This window comes from Pseudomonas sp. NPDC089743 (assembly GCF_044748785.1).
Classification (GTDB): domain Bacteria; phylum Pseudomonadota; class Gammaproteobacteria; order Pseudomonadales; family Pseudomonadaceae; genus Aquipseudomonas; species Aquipseudomonas putida_X.
Map to the genome: position 1 here is coordinate 224,442 of NZ_JBIVGS010000005.1, position 26,332 is coordinate 250,773.

Sequence of the window (26,332 nt, forward strand, 5' to 3'; positions counted from 1 at the left end):
GGGCCTTGTGCCCCGGCTTTTGTTTTTTTACAGAATTTGTTTCAAGAGGGAAGGCGACATGCAGATACAACCAGGCGTATACCGGCATTACAAAGGGCCTGAGTACCGTGTCTTCAGTGTCGCACGGCACTCCGAAAGCGAAGAGTGGATGGTTTTCTACCAATGCCTGTATGGTGACTACAGCTTCTGGGTACGACCACTTTCGATGTTCCAGGAGTCGGTCGAGGTTGACGGCGAGCAGGTGCCACGCTTTGCTTTGGTCAAGGCCGAAGAAGGGTTGCCTGAGCTGCTTGGCAAGGCGCGCGAGTGAACGACCGCGCTTGACCTCACTCTATTGCCACTATATATAGCGGTGCCGCGTCCGGCACCTGACGCGTTCTTCATCTTCAGATTCAGGAATACTCCGATCCATGGGCAAATCGCTGGTCATTGTGGAATCCCCGGCCAAGGCCAAGACCATCAACAAGTACCTGGGCAACCAGTACGTGGTGAAGTCGAGTATCGGCCACATCCGTGACCTCCCCACCAGCGGTTCGGCCAGCGCCAGCAAAGAGCCGGCCGCCAAGCGTGGTAAGGCTGCGGGTGAGGCTCCGGCCCTGTCGCCCAAAGAAAAGGCCCGTCGCCAGCTGGTGGCGCGCATGGGCGTCGACCCCGAGCACGGCTGGAAGGCCAAGTACGAGATCCTGCCTGGCAAGGAAAAGGTGATCGACGAGTTGCGCCGGCTGGCCAAGGATGCTGACACCATCTATCTCGCAACCGACTTGGACCGCGAGGGGGAGGCCATCGCCTGGCACCTGCGCGAGGCCATCGGTGGAGACGACACCCGCTACAAGCGTGTGGTGTTCAACGAAATCACCAAAAAGGCCATCCAGGATGCGTTCTCGCAGCCCGGCGAGCTCGATATCGATCGCGTCAATGCCCAGCAGGCGCGCCGCTTCCTGGACCGCGTGGTGGGCTACATGGTCTCGCCGCTGCTGTGGGCCAAGATCGCCCGTGGCCTCTCGGCCGGGCGTGTCCAGTCGGTGGCCGTGAAGCTGGTGGTCGAGCGTGAGCGCGAGATCCGCGCCTTCATTCCGGAAGAATACTGGGAAGTGCACGCCGACCTTGGCACCGCCAAGCAAGCCAAGGTGCGTTTCGAGGTGACCCGCGAGAAGGGCGAGGCATTCAAGCCGCTGAACGAAGCCCAGGCCATGGCTGCGCTGAGCAAGCTCAAGGCGTCCAGCTACAGCGTGGTCAAGCGTGAAGACCGCCCGACCAGCAGCAAACCGTCGGCACCGTTCATCACCTCCACCCTGCAACAGGCTGCGAGCAACCGCCTGGGCTTCGGTGTGAAGAAGACCATGATGATGGCTCAGCGGCTTTACGAAGCGGGCTGCATCACCTACATGCGTACCGACTCGACCAACCTGTCGGTCGACGCGCTGGACATGGCGCGCAGTTACATCGAGCGCGAGTTCGGCAAGCAGTACCTGCCCGAGGCACCGCTGGTGTACGGCAGCAAGGAAGGCGCTCAGGAGGCCCACGAAGCGATTCGTCCTTCCGACGTCAACACGCACCCAACCAAGCTCAGCGGCATGGAACGTGACGCCGAGCGCCTCTACGAACTGATCTGGCGGCAATTCCTCGCCTGCCAGATGCCGCCTGCCCAGTACCTGTCCACCAGCGTGACCGTGGCTGCCGGTGATTTCGAGTTGCGTGCCAAAGGCCGCATCCTCAAGTTCGACGGTTACACCCGTGTGTTGCCGCAGCAGAGCAAGCCGGGCGAAGATGACGTGTTGCCAGAAATGGTCCAGGGTGAGGCGCTCAAGCTGATCCAGATCGACCCCAGCCAGCACTTCACCAAGCCACCTGCGCGCTTCACCGAAGCAAGCCTGGTCAAGGAAATGGAAAAGCGCGGCATCGGTCGCCCTTCGACGTATGCGGCCATCATTTCCACCATCCAGGACCGCGGCTACGTCACGCTGCACAACCGCCGCTTCTACTCCGAGAAGATGGGCGACATCGTTACCGAGCGCCTGTCGGAAAGCTTCGCCAACCTGATGGACTACGGTTTCACCGCGGACATGGAGGAGAACCTCGATGACGTGGCCCAGGGCGAGCGCGACTGGAAAAACGTGCTGGACGAGTTCTACGGCGACTTCAGCAAGAAGCTGCTGACGGCCGAGTCCGCCGAGCACGGCATGCGTGCCAACCAGCCGACCATGACCAACATTCCGTGCAAGGAATGTGGGCGTCCGATGATGATCCGCACTGCCTCCACCGGCGTGTTCCTGGGTTGCTCGGGTTACAGCCTGCCGCCCAAAGAGCGCTGCAAGGCCACCGTCAACCTGGTGCCGGGCGATGAAATCGCTGCGGATGACGAAGGTGAGTCGGAGTCGCGCGTGCTGTTGGGCAAGCACCGCTGCCCGATCTGCTCCACGGCCATGGATGCTTACCTGCTCGACGAGAAGCACAAGCTGCATATCTGCGGTAACAACCCTGATTGCGTCGGCTACGAGATCGAAGAGGGCAGTTACCGCATCAAGGGTTACGAAGGGCCGAGCCTGGAGTGTGACAAGTGCGGCAGCGAGATGCAGCTCAAGACCGGCCGCTTCGGCAAGTTCTTCGGTTGCACCAACCCGGCGTGCAAGAACACCCGCAAGCTGCTCAAGAGCGGCGAGGCGGCTCCACCCAAGATGGACAAGGTGGACATGCCAGAGCTCAAGTGCGAGAAGGTCGACGACACCTATGTGCTGCGTGATGGTGCTTCTGGGTTGTTCCTGGCAGCCAGCCAGTTCCCCAAGAATCGCGAGACCCGTGCACCGCTGGTCATGGAGATCGTGCCGCACAAGCACGAGATTGACCCCAAGTACCACTTCCTGTGCGATGCGCCGCAGAAAGATCCGGAGGGTCGCCCGGCAGTGATCCGCTACAGCCGCAAGACCAAGGAGCAATACGTACAGTCCGAGGTCGATGGCAAGCCTACCGGCTGGAAGGCGTTCTACGACGGCAATGCCTGGAAGGTCGAAGACAAGCGCTGATTGTTTCAGCGACGAGATTGGGGCCGCTTAGCGGCCCCATTTCATGGGTGACAAGTACATCCCGATCCCTGAAACTGCAGGTATTCGCCTTGCAGCCTTAGGGAGGTCACTCGAGATGGCCCAGGAACTCTACACCCGCACCAACCAGAAGCTTTTCTTCGCCGGCCTCGCCCTCGAGTCCATGGCCAAGGCTGCCGACAGCCAGGCCATGAATGCACAAGGCCTTGTGCAGGCCGAGCGTGAGGCTGCTCTATTCCACCTGTATGGTGCGTTATTGGGCTTGTGTCACGAGATTGGTGGCTTCTACCGCCTGCCAGCGGCGTCCAGCGTCGAGCAACTGCTCGCCGATGATGCCCTGAATGACATTGCCATCCCCGAAGTGGCTGAGTTGCTGGAGCTGTCCAGGCAGCGGGAGACCTGGCTGGCGCAACTGCTCAGCGCTTATGCCGATTTGTTCCGACCACCGGTCGCGAAAAAAACCGCAAAAACCGATGTCACCCAGCCACTCATTCTGGCCGTCAACCTCGACGAACCCGAGCAGGCTGCGCTGTCGCGTGACGATCTGGAAAGCTGGCGCAACAACCTGAAAGGCTTGGTGAGACGATTCCGTGACGCGTTGAGTGAGTGCTGATCTTCGCCCTGGCTGGTACAATGCCCGCCTTTCGCGGAGAACAGCCCTTTATGTCTACGTCTTTTCTGGAAATTGTCGAGTTGCCTGATGGCCGAATCGAACTGCGTCGTGCCGAGGATGAAGGCTCCCTGGTAACCCTGGATTTCTCGGAAGACGCCAAGGTATTCCTGCAGGGGCAACACGTTGAAGTTGCCAAGGCCATGCTGAGTGTGGGCGTGCAGATGGCGGGGCGCCTCGTGGATGGCGAACTCGACCGTGACGAAGGGCCGCGCGTACTTCACTGATACCCAGGTTGTTTCGGGTCACAGGCAAAGCCTGAACATCAGCCGAGGCGGATGTTCAGGCTTTGTGCGTTTCCGGCACTGGCTGCACGCACCAGCTGCTGCCGCGCAGTGGCATTGACGCTGCCAAGCCAGCTGACCACGGTATGGCTGCGGCCAAGGCGCAGGGCGTCACAGGCCAATTGCAGTGGGCTCTGATGGCCGCGCGGCTGCAGCAGCAGGATGCGCTCGCGGTTGAGCCCGGCATCGCGCAACCAGGCCTGGGTCAGGCTGCCCGGTGGTGCAATAAGCGTCAGCCAGCGGGCCTCCTGCTCTTCGCTCAGTTCGCGGAGCACCGGTGCCAGCAAGGTGTGGCAATGGTCGGGGGCGCCACGCAGGGACAGTTCACTGAACAGGCCCGGTTCGCTGTTCTTGCGCGCCTGTTCGCTGGCCTTCAGGCCTGGCAGGACCGGTTGGGCGAGGAAGGCTTCGAACAGTGGAAGCTGTACCTGTTGTTGTGCTTGGACGAACTGTTGCATGACGCCTCCTGGTTCAGCGGCGAATAACGCCGACACTCAAGCCTTCGATCACCATTTCCTGCTCTTTCAGGTCGACTTCGATAGGGGCGAAATCGGGGTTTTCGGCGATCAGCCAGACCTTGCTGCCTTCGCGTTTGAAACGCTTGACGGTCACTTCATCGCCGATGCGGGCGACGACGATCTGCCCGTTACGGGCCTCACGGCAGGTGTGCACAGCCAGCAGGTCGCCGTCGAAGATGCCGACGTCCTTCATGCTCATGCCGTGTACGCGCAGCAGGTAGTCGGCGCGCGGGTGGAAGAAGGATGGATTGATGTTGCAAGATTGTTCGATGTGCTGCTCGGCAAGGATAGGTGCACCGGCTGCGACCCGGCCGATGATCGGTAGGCCGTTTTCTTCGGCCTTGGCCTCAAAGCCGGGGATACGGATGCCGCGGGATGCGCCTGGGGTCATCTCGATCGCGCCTTTGCGCGCGAGGGCCTTGAGGTGCTCCTCGGCGGCATTGGGCGACTTGAAGCCCAGCTCCTGAGCGATCTCTGCGCGCGTCGGCGGAAAGCCGTTGTCTTCAAGGCAACGTTTGATGAAGGCCAGGATTTCGGCTTGGCGGGGCGTCAGTTTCAACATGGCGGGCGCTCTGTCTTTTTATACAGTGACTGGGATTATATACAGTACTGGATACGCTGCAAGCGCAATGCGACAAGAAAAAGCCACGCGCCATCCCTCTTAGCGCTTGCAGCTTGCAGCCCGGCGCTTTCTAATGGCGACCGCACAGTCACCTAGCCTTGACATCAGCAGGCCTGAAACGTATGTTTCAAACACCTGTTTGTCTGTCTGGCGGAGTAGTCATGGCCCAATCGGAAACCGTTGAACGCATTCTCGATGCTGCCGAGCAGCTGTTCGCGGAAAGGGGGTTCGCGGAAACCTCGTTGCGGCTGATTACCAGCAAGGCCGGGGTCAACCTGGCGGCGGTCAATTACCATTTCGGTTCCAAGAAGGCGCTGATCCAGGCGGTCTTCTCCCGTTTCCTCGGGCCTTTCTGCGCCAGCCTCGAACGTGAACTGGAGCGTCGTCAAGGCAAGCCTGAGCAAAAGCCCAGCCTCGAGGAACTGCTGGAAATGCTCGTGGAGCAGGCGCTGGTGGTGCAGCCGCGCAGCAACAACGACCTGTCGATCTTCATGCGCCTGCTGGGCCTTGCGTTCAGCCAGAGCCAGGGGCACCTGCGGCGCTACCTGGAAGACATGTATGGCAAGGTGTTCCGCCGCTACATGTTGCTGGTCAATGAAGCCGCGCCGCGCATTCCGCCGCTCGAGCTGTTCTGGCGGGTGCACTTCATGCTCGGTGCTGCGGCGTTCAGCATGTCCGGCATCAAGGCATTGCGCGCCATTGCCGAAACCGACTTTGGTATCAACACCTCCATAGAGCAGGTCATGCGCCTGATGGTACCGTTCCTGGCCGCGGGCATGCGCGCCGACAGCGGTGTCACCGACGAGGCGATGGCCACAGCACAGCTGCGCCCGCGCAGCAAAACCGGCAGCACCACCGCCAAGGCCTGAAGGCTGGGCGGGGCAGGGCGCTTGGGCTAAGCTAGCGCCCATGCCTGACCTCGATCTGCTGCACATCTCCCTCGCTGACCAGCGCCTCTATGGCTTTGCCAAGGGGCGGTTGTGCCTGCGCCTGGCAGTATCGACCGCACGCAATGGGGCCGGTGAGGGTAATGGCTCGGGCTGCACGCCGCGTGGCCTGCACCAGGTGCGCGCGAAGATCGGCGCGGGCTTGCCGCTCAATGCCGTGCTGCGCGGGCGGCGCTGGACCGGTGAGGTCTGGTCGCCGGCGTTGCACGCACAGTACCCCGGGCGTGACTGGGTCCTTACCCGCATTCTCTGGCTCAGCGGTTGCGAGGCCGGCGTCAATCGTCTGGGCGCGGTGGACACGTTCCGCCGCTCTATCTATCTGCATGGCACGCCCGACACGGAACCCTTGGGCATACCGCTGTCCCATGGCTGCATTCGGCTGCGCAACACCGATCTGCTTGGCCTGTTCGAACGCGTACCGGTGCATTGCCCGGTGCGTATCGAGGAGGCCGCATGCCCCCAGTGGGCTTCTTTAAGTCTGTAATGAAGGATTGCCTATGACCGTCAGCCTGCAAGGCTCCCTGATGGTGGATATCGCCGGTAAATGGCTGACCGCCGAAGACCGCCAACTCCTGCGCCAGCCGGAAGTGGCTGGCCTGATCATCTTTGCCCGCAACATCGACAGCCCGCGCCAGGTGCGTGAGCTGTGCGCGTCCATCCGCGCCATTCGCCCCGATCTGATCCTGGCCGTCGACCAGGAGGGCGGCCGTGTGCAGCGTTTGCGTCAGGGCTTCGTGCGCCTGCCAGCCATGCGTGCGATCGCCGAAAACGCCAACGCCGAATACCTCGCCGAACAGTGCGGTTGGTTGATGGCCACTGAAGTGCTAGGGGTTGGCCTGGACCTGAGCTTCGCCCCCGTGCTTGACCTGGACCACCAGCGTAGCGCTGTGGTCGGTAGCCGCGCGTTCGAAGGCGACCCGCAACGTGCCACGCAGTTGGCTGGCGCCTTCATCCGTGGGATGAATGCAGCGGGTATGGCTGCCTGTGGCAAGCATTTCCCGGGGCATGGCTGGGCGGAGGCGGACTCCCACGTGGCCATTCCTACGGACGAGCGCAGCCTTGAGCAACTGCGCCAGGCCGATCTGGTGCCGTTCAGCCGCCTCAGCGGGCAGCTGGCAGCAGTGATGCCGGCGCATGTCATCTATCCGCAGGTAGACAATCAGCCGGCCGGGTTCTCGCGTCGTTGGTTGCAGGACATTCTGCGCGGCGAACTGGGCTTTGACGGGGTGATCTTCAGTGACGACCTGTCGATGGCGGGTGCGCATGTGGTCGGCGATGCGGCTAACCGGATCGAGGCGGCGCTGAGTGCCGGTTGTGACATGGGCCTGGTGTGCAACGACCGGGCGGCGGCAGAGCTGGCGTTGAGCGCGGCGCAGCGGCTCAAGGTCAAGCCGTCGCCGCGCATTGCACGGATGCGCGGGCAGGGCTTCGCGCGCACCGACTACCGCCAGCAGCCGCGTTGGCTGGAGGCGCTGGCGGCGTTGCGCGAGGCGCAATTGGTCGATTGACTGTGCCAGCCCCACAGGTATCCCGCTGCTGCTCAAGGCGGTGAAGGTCCTGTGGGGCTTGTCCGCGCAGCCGCCAGGGCTGGCTGCTAGCGCCCGCGCTTTGCAGGCAGCGGGGCAAACAGCGCCTCGATTTCTTCATCCCCCAGGCGCCACTGCCCAGCCTCTGCACCATCGAGCAAGCTTGTCGCCAGGGCTGCTTTTTCCTGCTGCAGGTGCTGTATCTTCTCTTCAACCGTGCCGCGCGTGATCAGCTTGAACACGAACACCGGCTTGTCCTGGCCGATGCGGTAGGCGCGGTCGGTCGCCTGGTTTTCGCTGGCGGGGTTCCACCACGGGTCGAAGTGAATCACGGTGTCGGCAGCGGTCAGATTCAGCCCCACGCCGCCGGCCTTGAGGCTGATCAGGAACACTTCGCTGTCGCCCTGCTGGAACTGCTGCACCGGTGTGCGCCGGTCACGGGTGTCGCCGGTGAGCAGGCTGTAGCGGATCTTGCGCTTGTGCAGCTCTTGTTCGATCAATGCCAGCATCGAGGTGAACTGAGAGAACAGCAGCACCCGGCGGCCTTCGCTGAGCAGTTCTTCGAGCATGTCCAGCAGCGCGCCGAGCTTGCCCTTGTCAGCCTGATTGCCCTTGGTCTCGACCCCTTTGACCAGGCGCAAATCGCAACACACCTGGCGTAGCTTGAGCAGGGCATCAAGGATCACGATCTGGCTGCGTGCCGCGCCATTGCGGGCGATTTCGTCGCGCACTTTCTTGTCCATCGCCACGCGCACGGCCTCGTAGGTATCACGCTGGGCGTCGCTGAGTTCGACCCAATGGACCATTTCGGTCTTGGGAGGCAATTCGGTCGCTACCTGCTCCTTGGTGCGGCGCAGCAGGAACGGGCGGATGCGGGTGACCAGATGCGCCAGCCGTTCGGTGTCGCCGTGGCGTTCGATAGGCGTTCGGTAATCCTGATTGAAGCGCTTGAGCTCGCCCAGCCAGCCGGGCATGAGGAAGTGGAAGATCGACCACAGCTCGCCCAGGTTGTTTTCCATTGGCGTGCCGGTCAGGCACACACGCTGGTTGGCCTGCAGCTCGCAGACGGCCTGGGCGGCCTTGCTGGTGCTGCTTTTGATGTTCTGCGCCTCGTCCAGCACCAGCACGCTCCACTGCTGCGCGCGCAGGTGCTCCAGGTCGCGCGGCACCAGGGCGTAGGTGGTCAGTACCAGGTCGTATTCGTGCAGCTTGGCGAAATGTTTGCTGCGCCCGGGGCCGTGCAAGGCCAGGACGCGCAGGCCAGGCGCGAAGCGTTGGGCCTCGTCGAGCCAGTTGGGCACCAGGCTGGTCGGCATCACTGCCAGGGCAGGGTCGGCGAGACGCCCGTTCTGCTTTTCCAGCAGCAGGTGGGCCAGGGCCTGCAAGGTCTTGCCCAGGCCCATGTCGTCGCCAAGGATGCCGCCGGTGCCCATTTCGCGCAGGGCCTGCAACCAGTTCAGGCCCTGTTGCTGATAGGGGCGCAAGGTGGCGTTGAGCGCTGTGGGCGGCGTGATCTGCAGATCGCGGGCATCGCGCAGGCGCCGGCCCAGGTCGCGCACATGGGCGCCACCTTCCCAGTGCAGGGGCAAATGTTCGATGTCGTTCAGGCGTGCCGCGTCGGCGCGGTCCAGGCGCAAGGTGGTGCCGACGTTGTCCTCGTGCAGGTACAGTTCACCGAGGGTGCCCATGACCGACTTGATTCGCCCGTAGGGCAGGGCGACGCGCAGCGCTGGGGCGTCCAGCCGGCCGCGATTGAGGTCGATCAGCAGGTGCTCGTCATCGCTGCGTCGGGCCAGCTCGCTGGGCCGTAGCAGCTCGGGGTTGCTGCGCAGCAGCTGCAGCACGATCGGCAGCAGGCTGTGGCGCTCGCCTTCGACGACGATGCCCAGCTCCAGGTCGAACCATTCGTGGCCGGGCGCTTCGTCGATGCTGGCGTACCAGTCATCCACTTCATGCAGGTTGAAGGCGAAGTCGCGGTGGATGTCGACCTCCCAGCCCGCCTCGCGCAGGCGCGGCAGGCCGTCGCGGGCGAAGCGCAGCCAGGCTTCGTCGTCGGGCAACTGCAGCATTTCGCCCGCGCTGTCGGGCAGCGCTTTGCTCTGCCGGGTGGCGGGCTTGAAGCCCAGCTCGCGCAGCACCTTGCGCAGCGCCTGCTCGGCCGCGGGCTGGCGGCGGATGCGCTGGCTGGTGGCATCCACCAGTCGGGTCAATGGCTTGTCGTCGCTGCCACTGGCGCGCAGCCCGTCGTAGTCGAACGCAAGGGCGGCGCGGTGTTGCATCTGGCGCTGCATGCGCCCGGTCTTGGGCATGTAGGCGCTGAATTCAAGGCTGCCCAGGGTCAGCCGGCCCTTGGGCTGAACGTTGTCGATCTGTTCGGTGGTCACGGCGGTGGGGGTGGGGACCTGCCGGTTCAAGGCGTTCAATCGATGACTCAAAGGTACTACCAGGTGTTCAGGTACGGTCGGCGCGCGTGCGAGCTGGCTGGCGATGAAAGGGTCCAGGTCATGCTGCAGTTCGCCGGTCTGATGCGAATGGGGGTCGATGTAGTGCAATGGCTCGATGGGCAGTACCTGCAGCGGCAGCTGCTGGTCATGGTGCCAGGCGCCCCTGTAGCTGCCGTTGTCCAATCTGACCCAGCGGAACTCGGCACGCCGTTGTGGCCCGGCATGCAGCGGCGTGGGGTCGTCTTCATACAACAGGCGCCCGGTGGCCAAGGCGTAGCTGAAAAGCTCCGCACCTTGCTTGCCTTCCAGTTGCGCCACGGGCGTGATCGTTTTGCTGCGGGCATCGATCAGGCGTAACAGCCGGGCGTCGTCCTGGGTGACGTAACGGGGGGTGTAGTAGATCATCTCTGGCATCGAGGTGATGCGGCCGACTTTCAGCGTACCGTCGCTTTGCGGCGTGCCCTTTATTGGCTCGAGCTGAAAATGTTCGCGGTCCCTGTGAATGCGGTAGTAGATCGCCGGGCCTTTGCGTGCAGGCTCGCTGGCGGCTGCAGCCTGGGAAGGCGATTCGAGCCCCTGCACCCACAGGTTCAGGTCGGGCGGCAGCGACAGCGCAGCGTGTTCTGCACTGGCGGCTCCGTCGAGCGCTCTGCCTTCTAGCTCCAGTTGCAGCAACGCGGCGACGCAGTGCTTGCAATCTGACCCTACCGGGCAGGAGCAGCCCCCGAAGACGCGCAGCTCACCGCGACTCAACGCCAGCTTGATGTCCTGATGGTAAACCTGGCCTGCCGAGCCTTTGCACATTGCCTCGATGCTATGGCCCTTCACCGAAAGGATGCGCGTGCGTTCCTGCGCTGCATATTTGCGGCCTCGGGCCAAAGCGCCAGCGTCGAAGCAATCGACCCAGTCCGGGTAGTCTCTGAGCAGTTGCCGTGCGTCGCCATCACTCACATCACTGCTCCATCAGTTCCGGGTCCATCACCGGCATCTTCCGAGTGCCTGGCGGGGTGATCTTCAGCAGTACCGCCAGGTGGCCGCCATCGAGGAAGGTCAGTTGGCCACCCTTGATGGTGCTGTTGCTCTGTTTGAACTGCTCGCTCTTGAGCACATTGCCATTGCTGTCGAGCTGGTTGACCCAGAAGTTGGCCTCCACGGCGATGAAGCGCCCTTCGGTGATGCTCAGGTTGCCTTCGATCGGGAAATGGCCGAACTGCTCCTGGCCATCAGCCAGGGCGATGCGGCTTGGCGCGTTGCCGACCTGCTGCTGCCAGGCCTTGTGCAGCAGCACGGTGTAGTCGGCCGTGGCTTGCAGGCGGGTGGCTTCATCTTCCAGCGCCAGTGGGCGTTCGGCGCTCTTTTCCAGGGGCTGAGCGCCGGCGCTCCAGTCCTCGGGCGCGTACGGGCTGGTGAAGGCCGGCACGCTGTTCTGCCGCACAAGCATCATTTCCACCTGATAAAGGCCTTCAGCGAAGGCAGCCGGCGCGAACAGCGCAAGCAACAAGGTCAGGCAACGGATGGCACGCATGGATCTTCCTTAGGCTGTCTGTGGTGTCAGGCGCTCGAACAGCGCCTCCAGAGTGTTGAAACGTTCGTCGGGCCGCTCCATCGGTACCAGGAAGCGGAACTGGGTTGCACCTTCGAACTTGTAGCGTTTGGGCTGGCCCTGGATCAGCTTGATCAGGGTCAGCGGGTCGACCGGGGTTTCGGCCTCGAACTCGAGCTTGCCGCCGTTCGGGCCGGCATCGACTTTCTTGATGCCGAGCTTTTCCGCCTGCAGCTTGAGCTGGGTCAGGCGCATCAGGTTCTTAGTCGGCTCGGGCAGCAGGCCGAAGCGGTCGATCATCTCCACTTGCAGGTCCTTGAGACCCTCTTCGTCCGCCGCCGAGGCGATGCGCTTGTAGAGGATCAGCCGCGCATGCACGTCGGGCAGGTAGTCCTCGGGGATCAGTGCCGGGAGGCGCAGGTTGATTTCCGGGCCGCCGCCCAGCGGCTGCTCCAGGTTCGGCTGAGTGCCCTTGCGGATGGCCTTGACCGCTCGTTCGAGCATTTCCATGTAAAGGGTGAAGCCCACGGCCTGGATCTGCCCGCTCTGGCCTTCGCCCAGCAGCTCGCCGGCGCCGCGGATTTCCAGGTCGTTGGTGGCCAGCACGAAACCGGCGCCCAGGTCCTGGGTGTTGGCGATGGCTTCCAGGCGTTTCTCGGCGTCGGCGCTCACTTTCTGGCGCGCCGGTGTCAGCAGGTAGGCGTAGGCCTGGTGGTGGCTGCGGCCGACCCGGCCACGCAACTGGTGAAGCTGGGCCAGGCCGAACTTGTCGGCGCGCTCGATGACGATGGTGTTGGCGCTGGGCACGTCGATGCCGGTCTCGATGATGGTCGAGGCGATCAGCACGTTGAAGCGCTTGTGATAGAAGTCGCTCATCACCTGTTCCAGTTCGCGCTCGCGCATCTGCCCGTGGCCGATGCCGATGCGCGCTTCGGGCACCAGTTCGGCAAGGTCGGCGGCGCATTTTTCGATGGTTTTCACATCGTTGTGCAGGTAGTACACCTGGCCGCCGCGCAGCAGTTCACGCAGCAGGGCTTCTTTGACCGTGCTGTTGTTCTGCTCCATGACGAAGGTGCGCACCGACAGGCGCCGTGCCGGCGGCGTGGCGATGATGGACAGGTCGCGCATGCCGGCCACGGCCATGTTCAGCGTTCGCGGGATTGGTGTGGCGGTCAGGGTGAGGATGTCCACCTCGCTGCGCAGGGCCTTGAGCTGCTCCTTCTGGCGTACGCCAAAGCGGTGCTCTTCGTCGATCACCACCAGGCCAAGGTCTTTGAAGCGCACGTCGTCCTGCAGCAGCTTGTGCGTGCCGATCAGGATGTCGATCTTGCCTTCGGCCAGGTCCGCTGCAGCGCTGGCCACTTCCTTGGCCGACTTGAAGCGGCTCATCACCTCGACCGTCACCGGCCAGTCGGCGAAGCGGTCGCGGAAGCTGTTGTAGTGCTGCTGGGCAAGCAGGGTGGTAGGCACCAGCACCGCGACCTGACGGCCGCTGTGCACGGCGATGAAGGCCGCGCGCATCGCCACCTCGGTCTTGCCGAAGCCGACGTCGCCGCACACCAGGCGGTCCATCGGTTTGGCGGCAAGCATGTCGGCGCGCACGGCTTCGATGGCGTTCTGTTGGTCGGGGGTTTCCTCGAAGGGGAAACCGGCGCTGAAAGTGGCATAGTCGGCAGCCGGGTCGGCGAAGGCGTAGCCCTTGCGAGCGGCGCGGCGGGCGTAGATGTCGAGGAGCTCGGCGGCCACGTCGCGGACCTGTTCGGCGGCTTTGCGCTTGGCTTTCTGCCAGGCTTCAGAGCCCAGCCGGTGCAGCGGTGCCAGGGCATCATCGCTGCCGGTGTAGCGGGCGATCAGGTGCAGGTTGGCCACCGGCACATAGAGCTTGGCGCCCTCGGCGTATTCCAGGGTCAGGAACTCCGCGGCCTGGCCGTCGATTTCCAGGGTGGCCAGGCCCAGGTAGCGGCCCACGCCATGGTCGATGTGCACCACCGGCGCGCCTTCGCGCAGCTCGGTCAGGTTTTTGATCACCGCATCATTGGCGGCCTCGCCGCGCTTGTCGCGGCGCCGGCGCTGCATCACGCGCTGGCCGAACAGCGGGCTTTCGGCCAACAGGGCGACGGCCGGGTCTTCGAGCAGCAGGCCGTCATCCAGTGGCGCGATGGTGATCGCCAGGCGCTGGCTGCCGGTGATGAAGTCGGCCCAGCTCTCGACTGTCTGCGGCCTCAGCTTGAGGCGCTCGAGCAGCTCCAGCAACACCTCGCGACGGCCCGCCGATTCGGCGGTGAACAGCACCCGGCCGTTGAACTGGTCGAGGAAGTCGGACAACGCCGCCAGCGGCTGGTTGGCTTTGGCTTCGATGGCCAGGTTGGGCAGGGTGCGAGCGGGGAAGCGCTCGCGGCCGACGCCAGGCTCGAGATCCTCGGCACTGACCACCACGCGCGGCCATTGCTTGAGCTGGGCGAAGCAGTCCTCTACCGGCAGGAACAGCTCAGAAGGCGGCAGCAGTGGGCGGCTCAGGTCGCCGCGGCGGTCTTCGTAACGGCCGCGCACGTCGTTCCAGAAGTGCTCGGCAGCCTGCTCCACGCCCGGCAGCGAGAACACCTGGGTGTCGCTTGGCAGGTAGTCGAACAGGGTCGAGGTTTCTTCGAAGAACAGCGGCAGGTAGTACTCGATGCCGGCGGGAATGATGCCGCTGGCCAGGTCCTGGAAGATCGCGCTGCGGCGGAAGTCGACATCGAAACGCTCACGGAAGCGCGCCTTGAAGCGTGTCACTTCCTCTTTCTGCATGGGGAATTCGCGTGCTGGCAGCAGGCGGATCGAGTCGACCTTGTCGATCGAGCGCTGGGTCTCCGGGTCGAAGGTGCGCAGGGTCTCGATCTCGTCGTCGAACAGGTCGATGCGATAGGGCAGCTTGCTGCCCATCGGGAACAGGTCGATCAGCGCGCCGCGCACGGCGAACTCGCCATGCTCGTAGACCGTGTCGACGCAGCGATAGCCCGTGGCCTCCAGGCGCGAGCGCATCTGCTCTACGTCGATGGTCTGGCCGACGTCCAGCACCAGGCTGCTGCCGAGCAAAAAGCGCGTTGGGGCCAGGCGGTGCAGGGCCGTGGTGATCGGCACCACGAGGATGCCGTGGCTCAGCTCCGGCAGCCGGTAGAGGCTGGAGATGCGTTGGGAAATGATGTCCTGGTGCGGTGAGAACAGGTCGTAGGGCAGGGTTTCCCAATCCGGGAACGGCAGTACCGGAAGCCCGGGGGCGAAGAAGCGCAGCTCTTGCTCCAGACGGTCGGCAGCCTGGCTGTCGGCCGTCAGCAGCAGGGTGAAGCGGCCCGCGCTGCTGGCGGCTTCGGCGATGGCAAGGCTGAGGGCGGCACCGGGCAGGTTGCCCCAGGTTTGTTTGCCGGCCGTGGCCGACATTTGCGGTAGGCGCAGAACTGACACGGGAGATTGCACTCCAAGCGTTGCGGCAAAGAGACCGATTGTACCGGTGCCGGTGCGTGCTGTCAGGCTCGGAAAGGGCATGAGCACGGGCTTTGGCTGCCACGACAGGCGCTCATTGCCGGTTACGCGTTGGGGCGTCATAATGTAGCCCCTTTTTTCTCCCCCTACATGTGGAAGGTTCCCGTGACTCAGAAGCCCGACCAGTGTCTTGGTGAGTGGATCGATCGTGAAGCTCTGGCTGAAGCGATGATCCCGCTTATCGGTCAGCTCTACCGCAACAACAACGTGGTGAGCTCGATCTATGGCCGCAGCCTGATCAACCGTTCGGTTATCTCGATCCTCAAGGCCCACCGCTTTGCGCGTCACCGTCAGACCGACGAAACCGAACTGTCCGTCCACGAGACATTCCCCCTGCTCAAAGCCATGAGCGAGCTGAAACTGGGCGCCGCTTCGGTCGACCTGGGCAAGCTGGCCAACAAGTTCAAACAGCAAGGCAATGGCAAGACCGCCGAGCAGTTCGTGCGTGAAGAACTGGCCGAGGTCGTGGGCCAGCAGAACGCATCTGCGCGCAAGGGTACCGACGTTGTCCTGTACGGTTTCGGCCGCATCGGCCGCCTGCTGGCGCGCATCCTGATCGAGAAGACCGGTGGTGGCGACGGCCTGCGCCTGCGTGCCATCGTTGTGCGCAAGGGTGCCGAAAACGACCTGGTCAAGCGCGCCAGCCTGCTGCGCCGTGACTCGGTGCACGGCCCGTTCGATGGCACCATCACCATCGACGAAGCCAACAACACCATCACTGCCAACGGCAACCTGATCCAGATCATCTACGCCAAGAACCCGAGCGAAGTCGATTACACCCAGTACGGCATCGAAAACGCCCTGATCGTCGACAACACCGGCGTATGGCGTGATGCCGACGGCCTCGGTCAGCACCTGGCCTGCCCAGGCGCTGCCCGCGTGATCCTCACCGCACCTGGCAAGGGCGCGCTGAAGAACATCGTGCACGGCATCAACCACGGTGACATCACCGCCGAGGACAAGATCATCTCGGCAGCTTCGTGCACCACCAACGCCATCGTGCCGGTGCTCAAGGCCATCAACGACCAGTACGGCATCGTCAATGGTCACGTCGAAACCGTTCACTCGTTCACCAACGACCAGAACCTGATCGACAACTTCCACAAGGGCAGCCGTCGTGGCCGCGCCGCGCCGCTGAACATGGTCATCACCGAAACCGGTGCTGCCACCGCTGCCGCCAAGGCGCTGCCAGTGCTCAAGGGCAAGCTGACCGGCAACGCCATTCGCGTACCGACACCGAACGTGTCGATGGCCATCCTGAATCTGAACCTGGAAAAGGCCACCAACCGCGACGAAATCAACGAGTACCTGCGCCAGACCGCCATGCACTCGGAGCTGCACAAGCAGATCGATTACGTCAGCTCGCAGGAAGTGGTTTCCACCGACTTCGTAGGCTCGCGCCACGCGGGTGTGGTTGACGCTGAAGCCACCATCGCCAACGATAACCGCGTTGTCCTGTACGTCTGGTACGACAACGAATTCGGTTACAGCTGCCAGGTGGTTCGCGTGATGGAAGACATGGCTGGTGTGAACCCGCCTGCGTTTCCACGCTAATTCGCTTGTAAGGCAATGAAAAAACGGGAACCTTCGGGTTCCCGTTTTTTTTGGCCTGCTGAACCGAACCGGCCTCTACTGTGTCTGTAATGGCCCCATCCCTGGCAAGCTCCACGGCTGGAGCACTGGCGCCCAATCCATTGGTAAGCCTTTTACGGGCCATAAAGCCGGTGCAGGCAACCGAGAACCCGACTTTTGCGCATAGCCCTGCTGTTCATCCTGATGCTGCTGACCGCCTGTAACCAAGGCCCCACCCTGGAGCGCCTCGGCGGCCCTGCCATGGGCAGCAGCTACAGCATCCAGTACGTCCGCGAGGCAGGCGGGCCCGCACCTGTCCAGGTACAGGCGGCGGTGGAAACGATCCTGCAGGACATAGATCAACACTACTCGACCTACCGCGGCGACTCTGCGGTGAGCCAGTTCAATCAGCTCCCCGCCAACCGGTGCCTGGCCTTGCCCTCAGACATGCTCGAGCTGGTCGCCTTCGGCCAGCACCTGGCCGAACAAACCGATGGCGCTTTCGACCTCACTGTCGAACCGCTGCTCGACCTCTGGGGTTTTGGCCCTCAGGCCCGCCATGAACAGGTGCCAGAAGCGCAGGCATTGGCCACTGCCCGCCTGCGTGTGGGCTACCAGCACTTGCGCGTCGAAGGCCAGATGCTGTGCAAAGATGCCCCGGTGCAACTGGACTTCAACAGTATCGCTGCTGGCCACGCCGTGGACCTGATTGCCGCGCGCCTGCGTGCCATGGGTATCGCCAGCTTCATCGCCGAAGTGACCGGCGAGCTCAAGGCGGTGGGCCGCAAGCCAGACGGCAGCCTCTGGCGCATCGCCCTGGAATTGCCCCGCGAGGACCGTCAGATCGCACGCCAGGTGATACCGGTCGATGGCCTGGGTGTATCGACCTCGGGTGACTATCGGCACTATTTCGAGCAGAATGGCCGGCGCTATTCGCACACCTTCGATGCTCGTCTCGGGCGCCCGGTCGCTCATGACCTGGCTGCCGTCACCGTGCTCGATGCCTCGGCGCTGCAGGCCGACGGCTATTCGACCCTGTTGCTGATCCTCGGGCCGGAGCGCGGCTGGGATTTCGCCATCGCTCATGACCTGGCGGCGGTATTGGTGACTCGGGCAGAGGGTGGCTTCGTCTCCCGAGCTACGCCCGCTTACCAGCGTGCGCTCAAAGGCAGGTGAAAGCGCAAGCAGGGAAGGTAGCTGCCAGGGAATCGGTGTATGCACATGTAGTGCAGGCAAAATTGGCCTACGACGCGACCAAGGGTTAATGTGCGCGGCGTTCACGCTTGATTAGACTGCACCCGAATTTTCTCATGGCGCCCTGGCGGCATGATCGAGTCCCGCGGCGACCATGGCCAGCGGGCCAGTTCTGAAGGAGTACGCATGGCTGTCTACAACTACGACGTAGTGGTGTTGGGTTCCGGCCCGGCCGGAGAAGGTGCGGCAATGAACGCCGCCAAAGCAGGGCGCAAGGTGGCGATGGTCGACAGCCGTCGCCTGGTCGGTGGCAACTGCACCCACCTGGGCACCATCCCGTCCAAGGCACTGCGTCACTCGGTGCGGCAGATCATGCAGTTCAACACCAACCCGATGTTCCGTGCCATCGGCGAGCCACGTTGGTTCTCTTTCCCGGACGTGCTGAAAAGCGCCGAGAAAGTGATCGCCAAGCAGGTCGCTTCGCGTACCGGCTACTACGCCCGTAACCGCGTCGACCTGTTCTTCGGCACCGGCAGCTTCGCCGACGAGCAGACCGTCGAAGTGGTCTGCCCCAATGGCGTGGTGGAAAAGCTCAACGCCAAGCACATCATCATCGCCACCGGCTCGCGTCCGTACCGCCCGGCCGACATCGACTTCCACCACCCGCGTGTCTATGACAGCGACACCATCCTGAGCCTCAGCCACACCCCGCGCAAACTGATCGTTTACGGCGCCGGTGTGATTGGCTGCGAATACGCCTCGATCTTCAGTGGCCTGGGGGTACTGGTCGAGCTGGTCGACAACCGCGGCCAACTGCTGAGCTTCCTGGATTCGGAAATTTCCCAGGCGCTGAGCTACCACTTCAGCAACAACAACATCACCGTGCGCCACAACGAAGACTACGAGCGGGTCGAGGGCCTGGACAACGGTGTCATCCTGCACCTGAAGTCTGGCAAGAAGATCAAGGCCGACGCCTTGCTGTGGTGCAACGGCCGTACCGGCAACACCGACAAGCTGGGCCTCGAGAACATCGGCATCAAGGTCAACAGCCGTGGCCAGATCGAAGTCGACGAGGCCTACCGCACCAGCGTGCCGAACATCTACGGTGCCGGTGACGTGATCGGCTGGCCGAGCCTGGCCAGTGCCGCCCATGACCAGGGCCGCTCGGCAGCAGGCAGCATCGTCGACAACGGCAGCTGGCGTTTCGTCAACGACGTACCGACGGGCATCTACACCATTCCGGAGATCAGCTCGATTGGCAAGAACGAGCAGGAGCTGACCCAGGCCAAAGTGCCATACGAAGTGGGCAAGGCTTTCTTCAAGAGCATGGCGCGTGCACAGATCGCCGGCGAGCCGCAAGGCATGCTGAAAATCCTGTTCCACCGCGAGACCCTGGAAATCCTCGGCGTGCACTGCTTCGGCTACCAGGCTTCGGAAATCGTCCACATCGGCCAGGCGGTGATGAACCAGCCGGGCGAGCTGAACAACCTGAAGTACTTCGTCAACACCACGTTCAACTACCCGACCATGGCTGAAGCCTATCGGGTAGCTGCCTATGACGGCCTGAACCGGCTTTTTTGAGCGGCTCCGGCCGGTGGCCTGAGCCGGTCGGGGAGACCGATTTCAGCCCTACCCGAGGGTGGTCTTGGCCAAACCGGGAAAGTCTGTAATCAGGCTGTCCACGCCAAAATCAGCGAGCCGGCGCATCAGTGCCGGCTCGTTGACCGTCCACACCGATACATGCAAACCCTGGCCCTGTGCTTTGAGCAGGCGCTCGGGCGTGCACAGTGTCCAGTTCAATGCCAGCAGATCGCAGCCATAGTTCTGCGCGACCTTCAGCGGGTCGAGCCAGGCGTACTCGGCGACCAGGCCGCGCTTCACGTCAGGCACCAGTTCCAGCGCAGCGCCCAGTACTTCCCGCGAGCTCGAGGTGATGGTCACCTTGTCCAGCAGGCCGTACTGCTGTGCCAGTTCCCGAATCGCCAGCACCGTGGTGGCGGCCCGGGTCCGCGAGGCGCTCTTGACCTCCAGTTGCCAGTGCTCGAAGGGGCATTTTTCGAACAGTTCTTCCAGCCGTGGGATAGGGCAGGGCTGCACATGGCCCGGGCCGCCCCTGCGCGCATCGTAGGTGACCAGATCGGCTGCCGGGTGTTCGACGACCTTGCCGCGCCGGCCAGTGGTGCGCTTGAGGGTAGGGTCGTGGATGACCATCAGCTCATTGTCGGCCGACAGGTGCAGGTCAAGCTCGCAGCGGGTGACGCCGTGGGACAGGCACTGACGGAAACTGTGCAGGGTGTTCTCGGGCGCTTCGCCCTTGGCGCCGCGGTGGCCATAAATGAGGGTCACGTTCGTTCCTTCAGGTCAAAAATGAAAAGGCTCAGGAGGCAGGGTCGCCCTGTTCCAGCTGCTGGCGCCGTTGTTGCTGTTGGCGCTGCAGGATGTAGCGTGCCAGCAACTGACGCTGGGCATCGGTCATGTCGGTGAATTCGGTGCCCAGTTCGAAGCTGCCATCGGCGCGCGGGTCGCAGTGGGTGACCTTGCCGCGCAGCAGCAGGCCGTGGGCGCGGGGCATCAACACCATCTTCACTTTGACCCGGGTGCCAGGGGCGATCTGCTGGGCTTGGGCGAACTCGACGCCACCTTCGGAGATGATCACCCGCTGGGGCTGGCCGATCTCGCCGATCAGGGTTTGCGCGACCACCGCGCTGAGCAAGTCCAGGCGTTTGTTCTGCGCCCGCAGGAACGCCGCCAGGGTGCGGTCCTTTTCGCTCAACTGGCGCAGCAGGTGCTGGGACTCGAAGTCGGACAGGTGCAGCTCGCTGAGCAGGTTGAACAGTGGTGAATCATCCTGCAACAGTTCTGGCTCAAGGGCTTCGGCCGCGCTCAGGGGGCTGATTTCCAGTGCGATCCGATCTTCGATGCGGTAGTATTCGCGGCGATCTTCTTCGTCTAATGTCGTCATGGCGAACCCATGGTAGCGGCGGTGGTCCGAGTGTAAAGCCGCCGCAGGCGCCTCGCCACAAGGACGTTCCCTTTCATCCGAACAAGCCCCGACATGTTCAGACCTCTTTTCGCATTCATTGGTACGCGCTACACCCGTGCCAAGCGCCGTAATCACTTCGTCTCGTTCATTTCCCTGACCTCGATGATCGGCCTCGCCCTGGGCGTGGTGGTGATGATCGTGGTGCTCTCGGTCATGAACGGTTTCGACCACGAGATGCGTACCCGCGTGCTGGGCATGGTCCCTCACGCCACGCTTGAGAGCGGCCAGCCGATCAACGACTGGCCTGCCCTTGCCCAACAAGTAAAGCAGAATCCGCAGGTGCTGGCGGTTGCGCCCTATACCCAGATGCAGGGCCTGCTGACCCACGATGGCAAGGTGCAGAAGGTGCTGCTCAACGGTATCGACCCAGCCCGCGAGCGTGAGGTGTCGATCATCGACAACTTCATCCAGCAAGGCCGCCTCGACCAGCTGGCGCCGGGCGAGTGGGGCATCATGATCGGCGACAAGGCGGCCGCCAAGCTGGGCGTGGCCATCGGCGACAAGCTGACCTTCGTCGCCCCGGAGGTCAGCGTGACCCCCGCCGGCATGTTCCCGCGCATGAAGCGCTTCACCGTGGTCGGCACCTTCCACGTCGGTGCTGGCGAGATCGACGGTTACCTGGGCCTGACCAACATTGCCGACCTGTCCCGCCTGCACCGCTGGAAGCCGGACCAGGTACAGGGCCTGCGCCTGAAATTCGACGACCTGTTCCAGGCCCCGCGTGTGGCCTGGAGCATCGCCCAGCAGTTGGGTGAGCAGGAGTACTACAGCCGCGACTGGACCCGTACCCACGGCAACCTGTACCAGGCGATCCGCATGGAAAAAGCCATGATCGGCCTGCTGTTGCTGCTGATCGTCGCGGTGGCGGCGTTCAACATCATTTCCACCCTGGTCATGGTGGTCAACGACAAGCGCGGTGACATCGCCATTCTCCGTACCCTGGGCGCCACCCCCGGGCAGATCATGGCCATGTTCATGGTTCAGGGCACGGTGATCGGCGTGATCGGCACCCTGATCGGAGCCGTGGTCGGTATCCTCGCTGCACTCAACGTCAGCGCGGCGATTGCCGGCATCGAGAAGCTGATCGGGCATAAGTTCCTCAACGCTGATGTGTATTTCATCGATTACCTGCCCTCGCAGATCCAGGCCCAGGACGTGTACATGGTCTGCGGTGCGGCGCTGGTCCTGAGTTTCTTCGCCACCCTGTATCCGGCCTGGCGTGCGGCCCGCACCCAGCCTGCAGAGGCGCTACGTTATGAGTGAGTCGCGCATGAGTGATAAAGCCGTTCTGAGTTGCCGCAATTTGGGCAAGTCCTACGACGAGGGCCCGGAGTCGGTGCAAGTGCTGGCCGGGCTCAACCTCGAGCTGCACGCCGGGGAGCGGGTGGCCATCGTCGGCAGTTCCGGTTCGGGCAAGAGCACCTTGCTCAACCTGCTGGGCGGCCTCGATCGGCCGACCCAAGGCAGCGTCTGGCTGGCCGGCGAAGAGCTGTCGGCGCTTGGCGAGCGGGCCCGCGGCCTGCTGCGCAACCGCGAGCTGGGCTTCGTCTACCAGTTCCACCACCTGCTGCCCGAGTTCACCGCCATGGAGAACGTGTGCATGCCGCTGCTGATCGGGCGCACCGCGATCCCCGAGGCCCGTGAGCGCGCCGAGGCACTGCTCAAGCGTGTCGGTCTGGGCCACCGCCTGCACCACAAGCCGGCCGAGCTGTCGGGTGGTGAGCGGCAACGGGTGGCCATTGCCCGCGCGCTGGTCAACCGGCCGGGCCTGGTCATGCTCGATGAGCCGACCGGCAACCTCGACCACCACACCGCCCAAGGCATCCAGGAGTTGATGCAGGAACTGTCCAGCGCCTCGCGCACGGCATTTCTGGTGGTGACCCACGACCTCAACCTGGCACGGCAGATGGACCGTGTGCTGAAACTCGACGACGGTCATCTGGTGGCGATCTGAGCCGCGTGCACGGGGTGGCCTGAGCCGCCCCGCAACTTTTTCAGTGGGTGTTTTACATGTTCAGACCCTTGCCCTTGTTCATCGGTGCGCGCTACACCCGTGCCAAGCGCCGCAACCATTTCATCTCGTTCATCTCGATGACCTCGATGATCGGCCTGTCCCTGGGCGTGCTGGCGATGATCGTGGTGCTGTCGGTGATGAATGGCTTCCAGCGCGAGATGAGCTCGCGCATCCTCGGCCTGGTGCCACACGCCAGCATCCTCGGCGTGCAGCCGCTGGACGACTGGCGCAAGGCTGCCGATGCAGCACTGCAAAACCCAGCCGTGATGGCGGTTGCGCCGATCACCGAGATGGAGGGCATGCTCTCCTACAAAGGTGCAATGCAGCCCATCCAGGTCAGCGGCATAGACCCGGCCGAAGAAGGCAAGGTCTCGATCGTCGGCCAGCACATCGTGCAGGGGCGCCTGCAGGCCCTGCAGCCGGGTGAGTACGGGGTGGTGATCGGCGAGCTGACTGCGCGCCGGTTCCGTCTCAATACCGGCGACAAACTGACCCTGATCGTGCCGGAAATCAGCAAGGAGCCGGGCGGCATCACCCCGCGCATGCAGCGCCTGACCGTGGTCGGCATCTTCAAGGTGGGAGCCGAGCTGGACGGTTCGCAGGCTTACATGCATGTGGCCGACGCCGGCGAGATGCAGCGCTGGGCGCCCGGCCAGGTACAGGGCGTGCGCCTCAAGCTGCACGACCTGTATGCCGCGCCGCAAGTGTCCAAGGCCATTGCTGCCAGCCTGGGCGATGCCTACCGCGCCGATGACTGGTCGCACACCCAGGGCAGCCTGTTCAGTGCCATGAAGATGGAAAAGACCATGATCGGCCTGCTGCTCCTGATGATCATCGCCGTGGCGGCGTTCAACATCATCGCCACCCTGGTGATGGTGGTGAACGACAAGGGGCCGGACATCGCCATCCTGCGCACCCTGGGGGCTACCCCGGCGCAGATCATGGGCACCTTCATGGTTCAGGGCAGCCTGATCGGTATTGTCGGCACAGTGATCGGCGGCGTGCTCGGGGTGATCGCTGCGTTCAATGTCAGCCAGATCGTCGGCTGGCTGGAGCGGGTGAGCGGGCAGCACATCTTCACCTCGGATGTGTACTTCATCAGCAGTCTGCCTTCCGAGTTGCAGTGGGGGGATGTGGCGATCATCTGCACCGCCGGGCTGGTGATGAGCTTCCTGGCGACCATCTATCCGGCATACCGCGCTTCGCAGGTGCAGCCGGCGATCGGCCTGGCGGGCTGATCGGTCACTGAGATCATGGGGGTGCAAAGCGCCCCCGGTCTCTATAGCGGCTCGCTGAACTCGATCAAAAACCGCGTCCAACCGTTCTCGCACTGTGCCCGGATGCTCCCGCCATGGGCCTGGATGATCGACCGGGTGATTGCCAGGCCCAGCCCGGCATGTTCGCTACTGCCCTCGCGGCGCGCTGGGTCCACCCGATAAAACCGGTCAAACAGCCTGGGCAATGAAGCCGCCTCGATCGGCTTGCCGGTATTGGCCACGCACACCTGTCCACCAGGCCCCAGCGTCACGCATATCTGCCCGCCTGCCGGGGTAAACCGCAGCGCGTTATCGAGCAGGTTGGACAGTGCCCGGCGCAGCATATGCCGGTCGCCCTTCAGCGTCGCCTCACCCTCACGCAGCAGCTGCACTGCGTTGTCTTCGGCGAGGGGCGCGTAATACTCCAGCAGCGCGTCTACCTCGTCATGCAGCATCAGCATTGCCTGCCCTGGTGCCAGCAAGCCATGGTCGGCCTTGGCCAGGAAAAGCATGTCGTTGATCATCTGCGCCATCCACTGCAGCTCCTCGAGGTTGCCGTGCAGTGCTTCGCGGTACTGCTCAAGGCTGCGTGGGCGGGTGAGGGTGACTTGGGTGTGGGTCAGCAGGTTTGACAGCGGCGTGCGCAGCTCGTGAGCGATATCGGCCGAGAACGCCGACAGGCGCTGGAAGGCGTCATCCAGGCGCTGCAGCATGGCGTTCACGGTAGTGCCCAGTTCTGCCAGTTCTTCGGGTAGCTGCGCCACCGGCAGGCGGGTGGTCAGCGAGCGTGCTGACACGCTGGCGGCCACCTGGCCCATCTGCCGTAATGGCTTCAGTCCGCGGCGCGCGGCCCAGGCGCCAAGCAGTGCCGTGGCCAGCGCGGACAGGCCGACGGTGAACCAGATCAGGCGTTGCATGCCCTGCAGAAAATGCTGGTGATGGGTGATGTCGAGAAACAGCGTAAGGCGGGCGCTGTTGTTGAGCGGCACGGCCAGGCTGCGGTAGTCGATACCGTCGGCATGGACCGTTGCCAGCCCGGGGTTGGCCGGCGCGTCTGGCAGCGCGCGGCGGCTGGCGTACCAAGGGCTGCCATCGCTGCCATTGATACGCAAGGCCAGGTCGCCCTGGTGGCTGAGCTCGTGGCGCAGGGCTGCCAGCTGCGCGTGCAGGTCGGCAGGGCGTTGCAGGCCGGAAAGCCGGGTGCGTAACAGCGACAGGCGTGATTCGAGCAGTTGCTGGTCCAGCTCAACGAAATGTTGCTCGCTGGCACGGTTGAACAGCAGCCCCGCCCCCAGCGAAACGGCAGCGGTACACGCGGCGAACAACAGGGCCAGGCGGCTGCCAAGGGAAAGCCTGCGCATCAGTCGTGGCGCTCTTCGAGCACATAACCCATGCCGCGTACGGTGTGAATCAGCTTGTTGCGGTGCTGGTCGTCGATTTTCAGGCGCAGGCGGCGGATGGCGACCTCGATGACGTTAGTGTCGCTGTCGAAATTCATGTCCCACACTTGCGAAGCGATCAACGATTTGGGCAACACTTCGCCTTGCCGACGCAGCAGCAATTCAAGCAGGGCGAACTCCTTGGCGGTCAGGTCGATGCGTTGGCCGGCGCGCTCTGCCCGGCGGCGCAACACGTCCAGGCGCAGGTCGGCCAAGGCCAGCTGCGTCTCTTGGCTGGGGCTGGCACCGCGGCGTAGCAGGCTGCGAACCCGGGCCAGCAGTTCGGAAAAGGCGAAAGGCTTGACCAGGTAATCGTCGGCACCCAGCTCCAGGCCGTGCACACGGTCCTCCACTGCGTCGCGAGCAGTGAGGAACAGCACCGGCGTGTCCAGGCCCGCCTGGCGCACCGCCTGGAGGATTTGCCAGCCGTCACGACCCGGGAGCATCACATCGAGGATCAGCAGGTCGTGGTCGCCGGTAAGCGCCAGGTGCTGCCCGGTTTCGCCGTCTGCGACCAGCTCGGTGGCGAAGCCGGCTTCGCTGAGGCCTTGGCTCAGGTACTGGCCGGTGCGGGCCTGGTCTTCGACAATCAGCAGTTTCATGCGGCGTCCAGATGGGCGGTGTAAGGGCTGAAATGATACGTGACTATGTCGGCCGCCGCCCAAGCTGACAAAGTTGTAATCTTGCCGTCAGGTCGCTGCCA

General features: G+C 63.5%; 22 protein-coding genes. 13 read left to right on the forward strand and 9 right to left on the reverse strand.

The features are described from left to right. Positions 1-58: 58 nt before the first annotated feature. The 4 genes from ACIPZC_RS11965 (at position 59) to ACIPZC_RS11980 (ending at position 3,935) form a co-directional block, all read left to right on the forward strand. Positions 59-310 carry a DUF1653 domain-containing protein gene (locus ACIPZC_RS11965; RefSeq protein ID WP_241803164.1) on the forward strand — a complete coding sequence of 84 codons (252 nt, stop codon included), beginning with the start codon at positions 59-61 and terminating at the stop codon, positions 308-310. A gap of 100 nt (positions 311-410) precedes the next feature. After that, positions 411-3,020 carry a type I DNA topoisomerase gene (gene topA, locus ACIPZC_RS11970; protein ID WP_400627082.1) on the forward strand — a complete coding sequence of 870 codons (2,610 nt, stop codon included), beginning with the start codon at positions 411-413 and terminating at the stop codon, positions 3,018-3,020. Positions 3,021-3,135: 115 nt separating this feature from the next. Then, on the forward strand, positions 3,136-3,651 hold the full coding sequence (locus ACIPZC_RS11975) for a DUF6586 family protein (RefSeq protein WP_400627084.1): 516 nt from the start codon (positions 3,136-3,138) through the stop codon (positions 3,649-3,651). Positions 3,652-3,701: 50 nt separating this feature from the next. Beyond that, on the forward strand, positions 3,702-3,935 hold the full coding sequence (locus ACIPZC_RS11980; protein WP_241803167.1) for a hypothetical protein: 234 nt from the start codon (positions 3,702-3,704) through the stop codon (positions 3,933-3,935). Positions 3,936-3,973: 38 nt separating this feature from the next. On the opposite strand, the gene sulA is transcribed toward ACIPZC_RS11980, so the two are convergent. Beyond that, the gene (sulA, locus tag ACIPZC_RS11985; protein ID WP_400627086.1) at positions 3,974-4,450 is read right to left on the reverse strand and encodes an SOS-induced cell division inhibitor SulA; all 477 of its coding nucleotides are present in this window, start codon (positions 4,448-4,450) and stop codon (positions 3,974-3,976) included. A gap of 13 nt (positions 4,451-4,463) precedes the next feature. Continuing rightward, positions 4,464-5,072 carry a transcriptional repressor LexA gene (gene lexA, locus ACIPZC_RS11990; RefSeq protein WP_012313564.1) on the reverse strand — a complete coding sequence of 203 codons (609 nt, stop codon included), beginning with the start codon at positions 5,070-5,072 and terminating at the stop codon, positions 4,464-4,466. A gap of 221 nt (positions 5,073-5,293) precedes the next feature. Here lexA and ACIPZC_RS11995 point away from each other — a divergent pair, with 221 nt between their 5' ends. The 3 genes from ACIPZC_RS11995 to nagZ are packed head-to-tail and all read left to right on the forward strand — an operon-like array spanning position 5,294 to position 7,587. Beyond that, the gene (locus tag ACIPZC_RS11995; protein WP_039601793.1) at positions 5,294-6,001 is read left to right on the forward strand and encodes a TetR/AcrR family transcriptional regulator; all 708 of its coding nucleotides are present in this window, start codon (positions 5,294-5,296) and stop codon (positions 5,999-6,001) included. Between the two features lie 40 nt (positions 6,002-6,041). After that, positions 6,042-6,563: a L,D-transpeptidase family protein gene (locus tag ACIPZC_RS12000; RefSeq protein ID WP_400627089.1), complete on the forward strand. Its 522-nt coding sequence runs from the start codon at positions 6,042-6,044 to the stop codon at positions 6,561-6,563. Positions 6,564-6,588: 25 nt separating this feature from the next. Further along, the gene (nagZ, locus tag ACIPZC_RS12005) at positions 6,589-7,587 is read left to right on the forward strand and encodes a beta-N-acetylhexosaminidase (protein ID WP_400627250.1); all 999 of its coding nucleotides are present in this window, start codon (positions 6,589-6,591) and stop codon (positions 7,585-7,587) included. Positions 7,588-7,673: 86 nt separating this feature from the next. Here nagZ and ACIPZC_RS12010 read toward each other — a convergent pair whose 3' ends face one another. From ACIPZC_RS12010 to mfd, 3 genes are read right to left on the reverse strand one after another with little or no spacing between them, the layout of a single operon-like run. Beyond that, the gene (locus tag ACIPZC_RS12010) at positions 7,674-11,000 is read right to left on the reverse strand and encodes an SNF2-related protein (protein WP_400627091.1); all 3,327 of its coding nucleotides are present in this window, start codon (positions 10,998-11,000) and stop codon (positions 7,674-7,676) included. A gap of 1 nt (position 11,001) precedes the next feature. Then, complete coding sequence (locus ACIPZC_RS12015; RefSeq protein ID WP_241803171.1) at positions 11,002-11,574, reverse strand: CsiV family protein; 573 nt, start codon at positions 11,572-11,574, stop codon at positions 11,002-11,004. Positions 11,575-11,583: 9 nt separating this feature from the next. Next, on the reverse strand, positions 11,584-15,033 hold the full coding sequence (mfd, locus tag ACIPZC_RS12020; RefSeq protein WP_400627094.1) for a transcription-repair coupling factor: 3,450 nt from the start codon (positions 15,031-15,033) through the stop codon (positions 11,584-11,586). A 168-nt stretch (positions 15,034-15,201) separates the two neighbouring features. Here mfd and ACIPZC_RS12025 point away from each other — a divergent pair, with 168 nt between their 5' ends. From ACIPZC_RS12025 to sthA, 3 genes are all read left to right on the forward strand, one after another. After that, on the forward strand, positions 15,202-16,665 hold the full coding sequence (locus ACIPZC_RS12025; RefSeq protein WP_241803173.1) for a glyceraldehyde-3-phosphate dehydrogenase: 1,464 nt from the start codon (positions 15,202-15,204) through the stop codon (positions 16,663-16,665). Positions 16,666-16,860: 195 nt separating this feature from the next. Further along, entirely contained in the window at positions 16,861-17,859 is a 999-nt protein-coding gene (locus tag ACIPZC_RS12030; protein ID WP_400627096.1) for an FAD:protein FMN transferase, read from the forward strand. A 204-nt stretch (positions 17,860-18,063) separates the two neighbouring features. Next, positions 18,064-19,458 carry a Si-specific NAD(P)(+) transhydrogenase gene (sthA, locus tag ACIPZC_RS12035; RefSeq protein WP_241803175.1) on the forward strand — a complete coding sequence of 465 codons (1,395 nt, stop codon included), beginning with the start codon at positions 18,064-18,066 and terminating at the stop codon, positions 19,456-19,458. A 48-nt stretch (positions 19,459-19,506) separates the two neighbouring features. Here sthA and ACIPZC_RS12040 read toward each other — a convergent pair whose 3' ends face one another. Together ACIPZC_RS12040 and ACIPZC_RS12045 are read right to left on the reverse strand one after the other, a co-directional pair. Continuing rightward, positions 19,507-20,223 (reverse strand): glycerophosphodiester phosphodiesterase, encoded by a 717-nt coding sequence (locus ACIPZC_RS12040; RefSeq protein WP_039602806.1) that lies wholly within the window; start codon positions 20,221-20,223, stop codon positions 19,507-19,509. A gap of 31 nt (positions 20,224-20,254) precedes the next feature. Continuing rightward, the gene (locus ACIPZC_RS12045; RefSeq protein WP_400627099.1) at positions 20,255-20,839 is read right to left on the reverse strand and encodes a PilZ domain-containing protein; all 585 of its coding nucleotides are present in this window, start codon (positions 20,837-20,839) and stop codon (positions 20,255-20,257) included. Positions 20,840-20,932: 93 nt separating this feature from the next. Between ACIPZC_RS12045 and ACIPZC_RS12050 the strand changes: the two genes are divergently transcribed. Genes ACIPZC_RS12050 through ACIPZC_RS12060 form a run of 3 tightly spaced genes read left to right on the forward strand, consistent with a single transcriptional unit; the run spans position 20,933 to position 24,172 of the window. Next, positions 20,933-22,183 carry a lipoprotein-releasing ABC transporter permease subunit gene (locus ACIPZC_RS12050; protein WP_400627101.1) on the forward strand — a complete coding sequence of 417 codons (1,251 nt, stop codon included), beginning with the start codon at positions 20,933-20,935 and terminating at the stop codon, positions 22,181-22,183. A gap of 7 nt (positions 22,184-22,190) precedes the next feature. Further along, entirely contained in the window at positions 22,191-22,874 is a 684-nt protein-coding gene (lolD, locus tag ACIPZC_RS12055) for a lipoprotein-releasing ABC transporter ATP-binding protein LolD (RefSeq protein ID WP_172655298.1), read from the forward strand. 56 nt (positions 22,875-22,930) lie between these two features. Continuing rightward, a complete protein-coding gene (locus tag ACIPZC_RS12060; protein ID WP_241803178.1) occupies positions 22,931-24,172 on the forward strand; it encodes a lipoprotein-releasing ABC transporter permease subunit in 1,242 nt (413 codons plus the stop codon). Positions 24,173-24,213: 41 nt separating this feature from the next. On the opposite strand, the gene ACIPZC_RS12065 is transcribed toward ACIPZC_RS12060, so the two are convergent. Both ACIPZC_RS12065 and cinR read right to left on the reverse strand, forming a co-directional pair. Then, positions 24,214-25,551: a heavy metal sensor histidine kinase gene (locus tag ACIPZC_RS12065; protein ID WP_400627104.1), complete on the reverse strand. Its 1,338-nt coding sequence runs from the start codon at positions 25,549-25,551 to the stop codon at positions 24,214-24,216. Further along, entirely contained in the window at positions 25,551-26,231 is a 681-nt protein-coding gene (cinR, locus tag ACIPZC_RS12070; protein WP_267822305.1) for a two-component system response regulator CinR, read from the reverse strand. Before cinR ends, ACIPZC_RS12065 begins: the two co-directional genes overlap by 1 nt. Positions 26,232-26,332 lie beyond the last annotated feature (101 nt).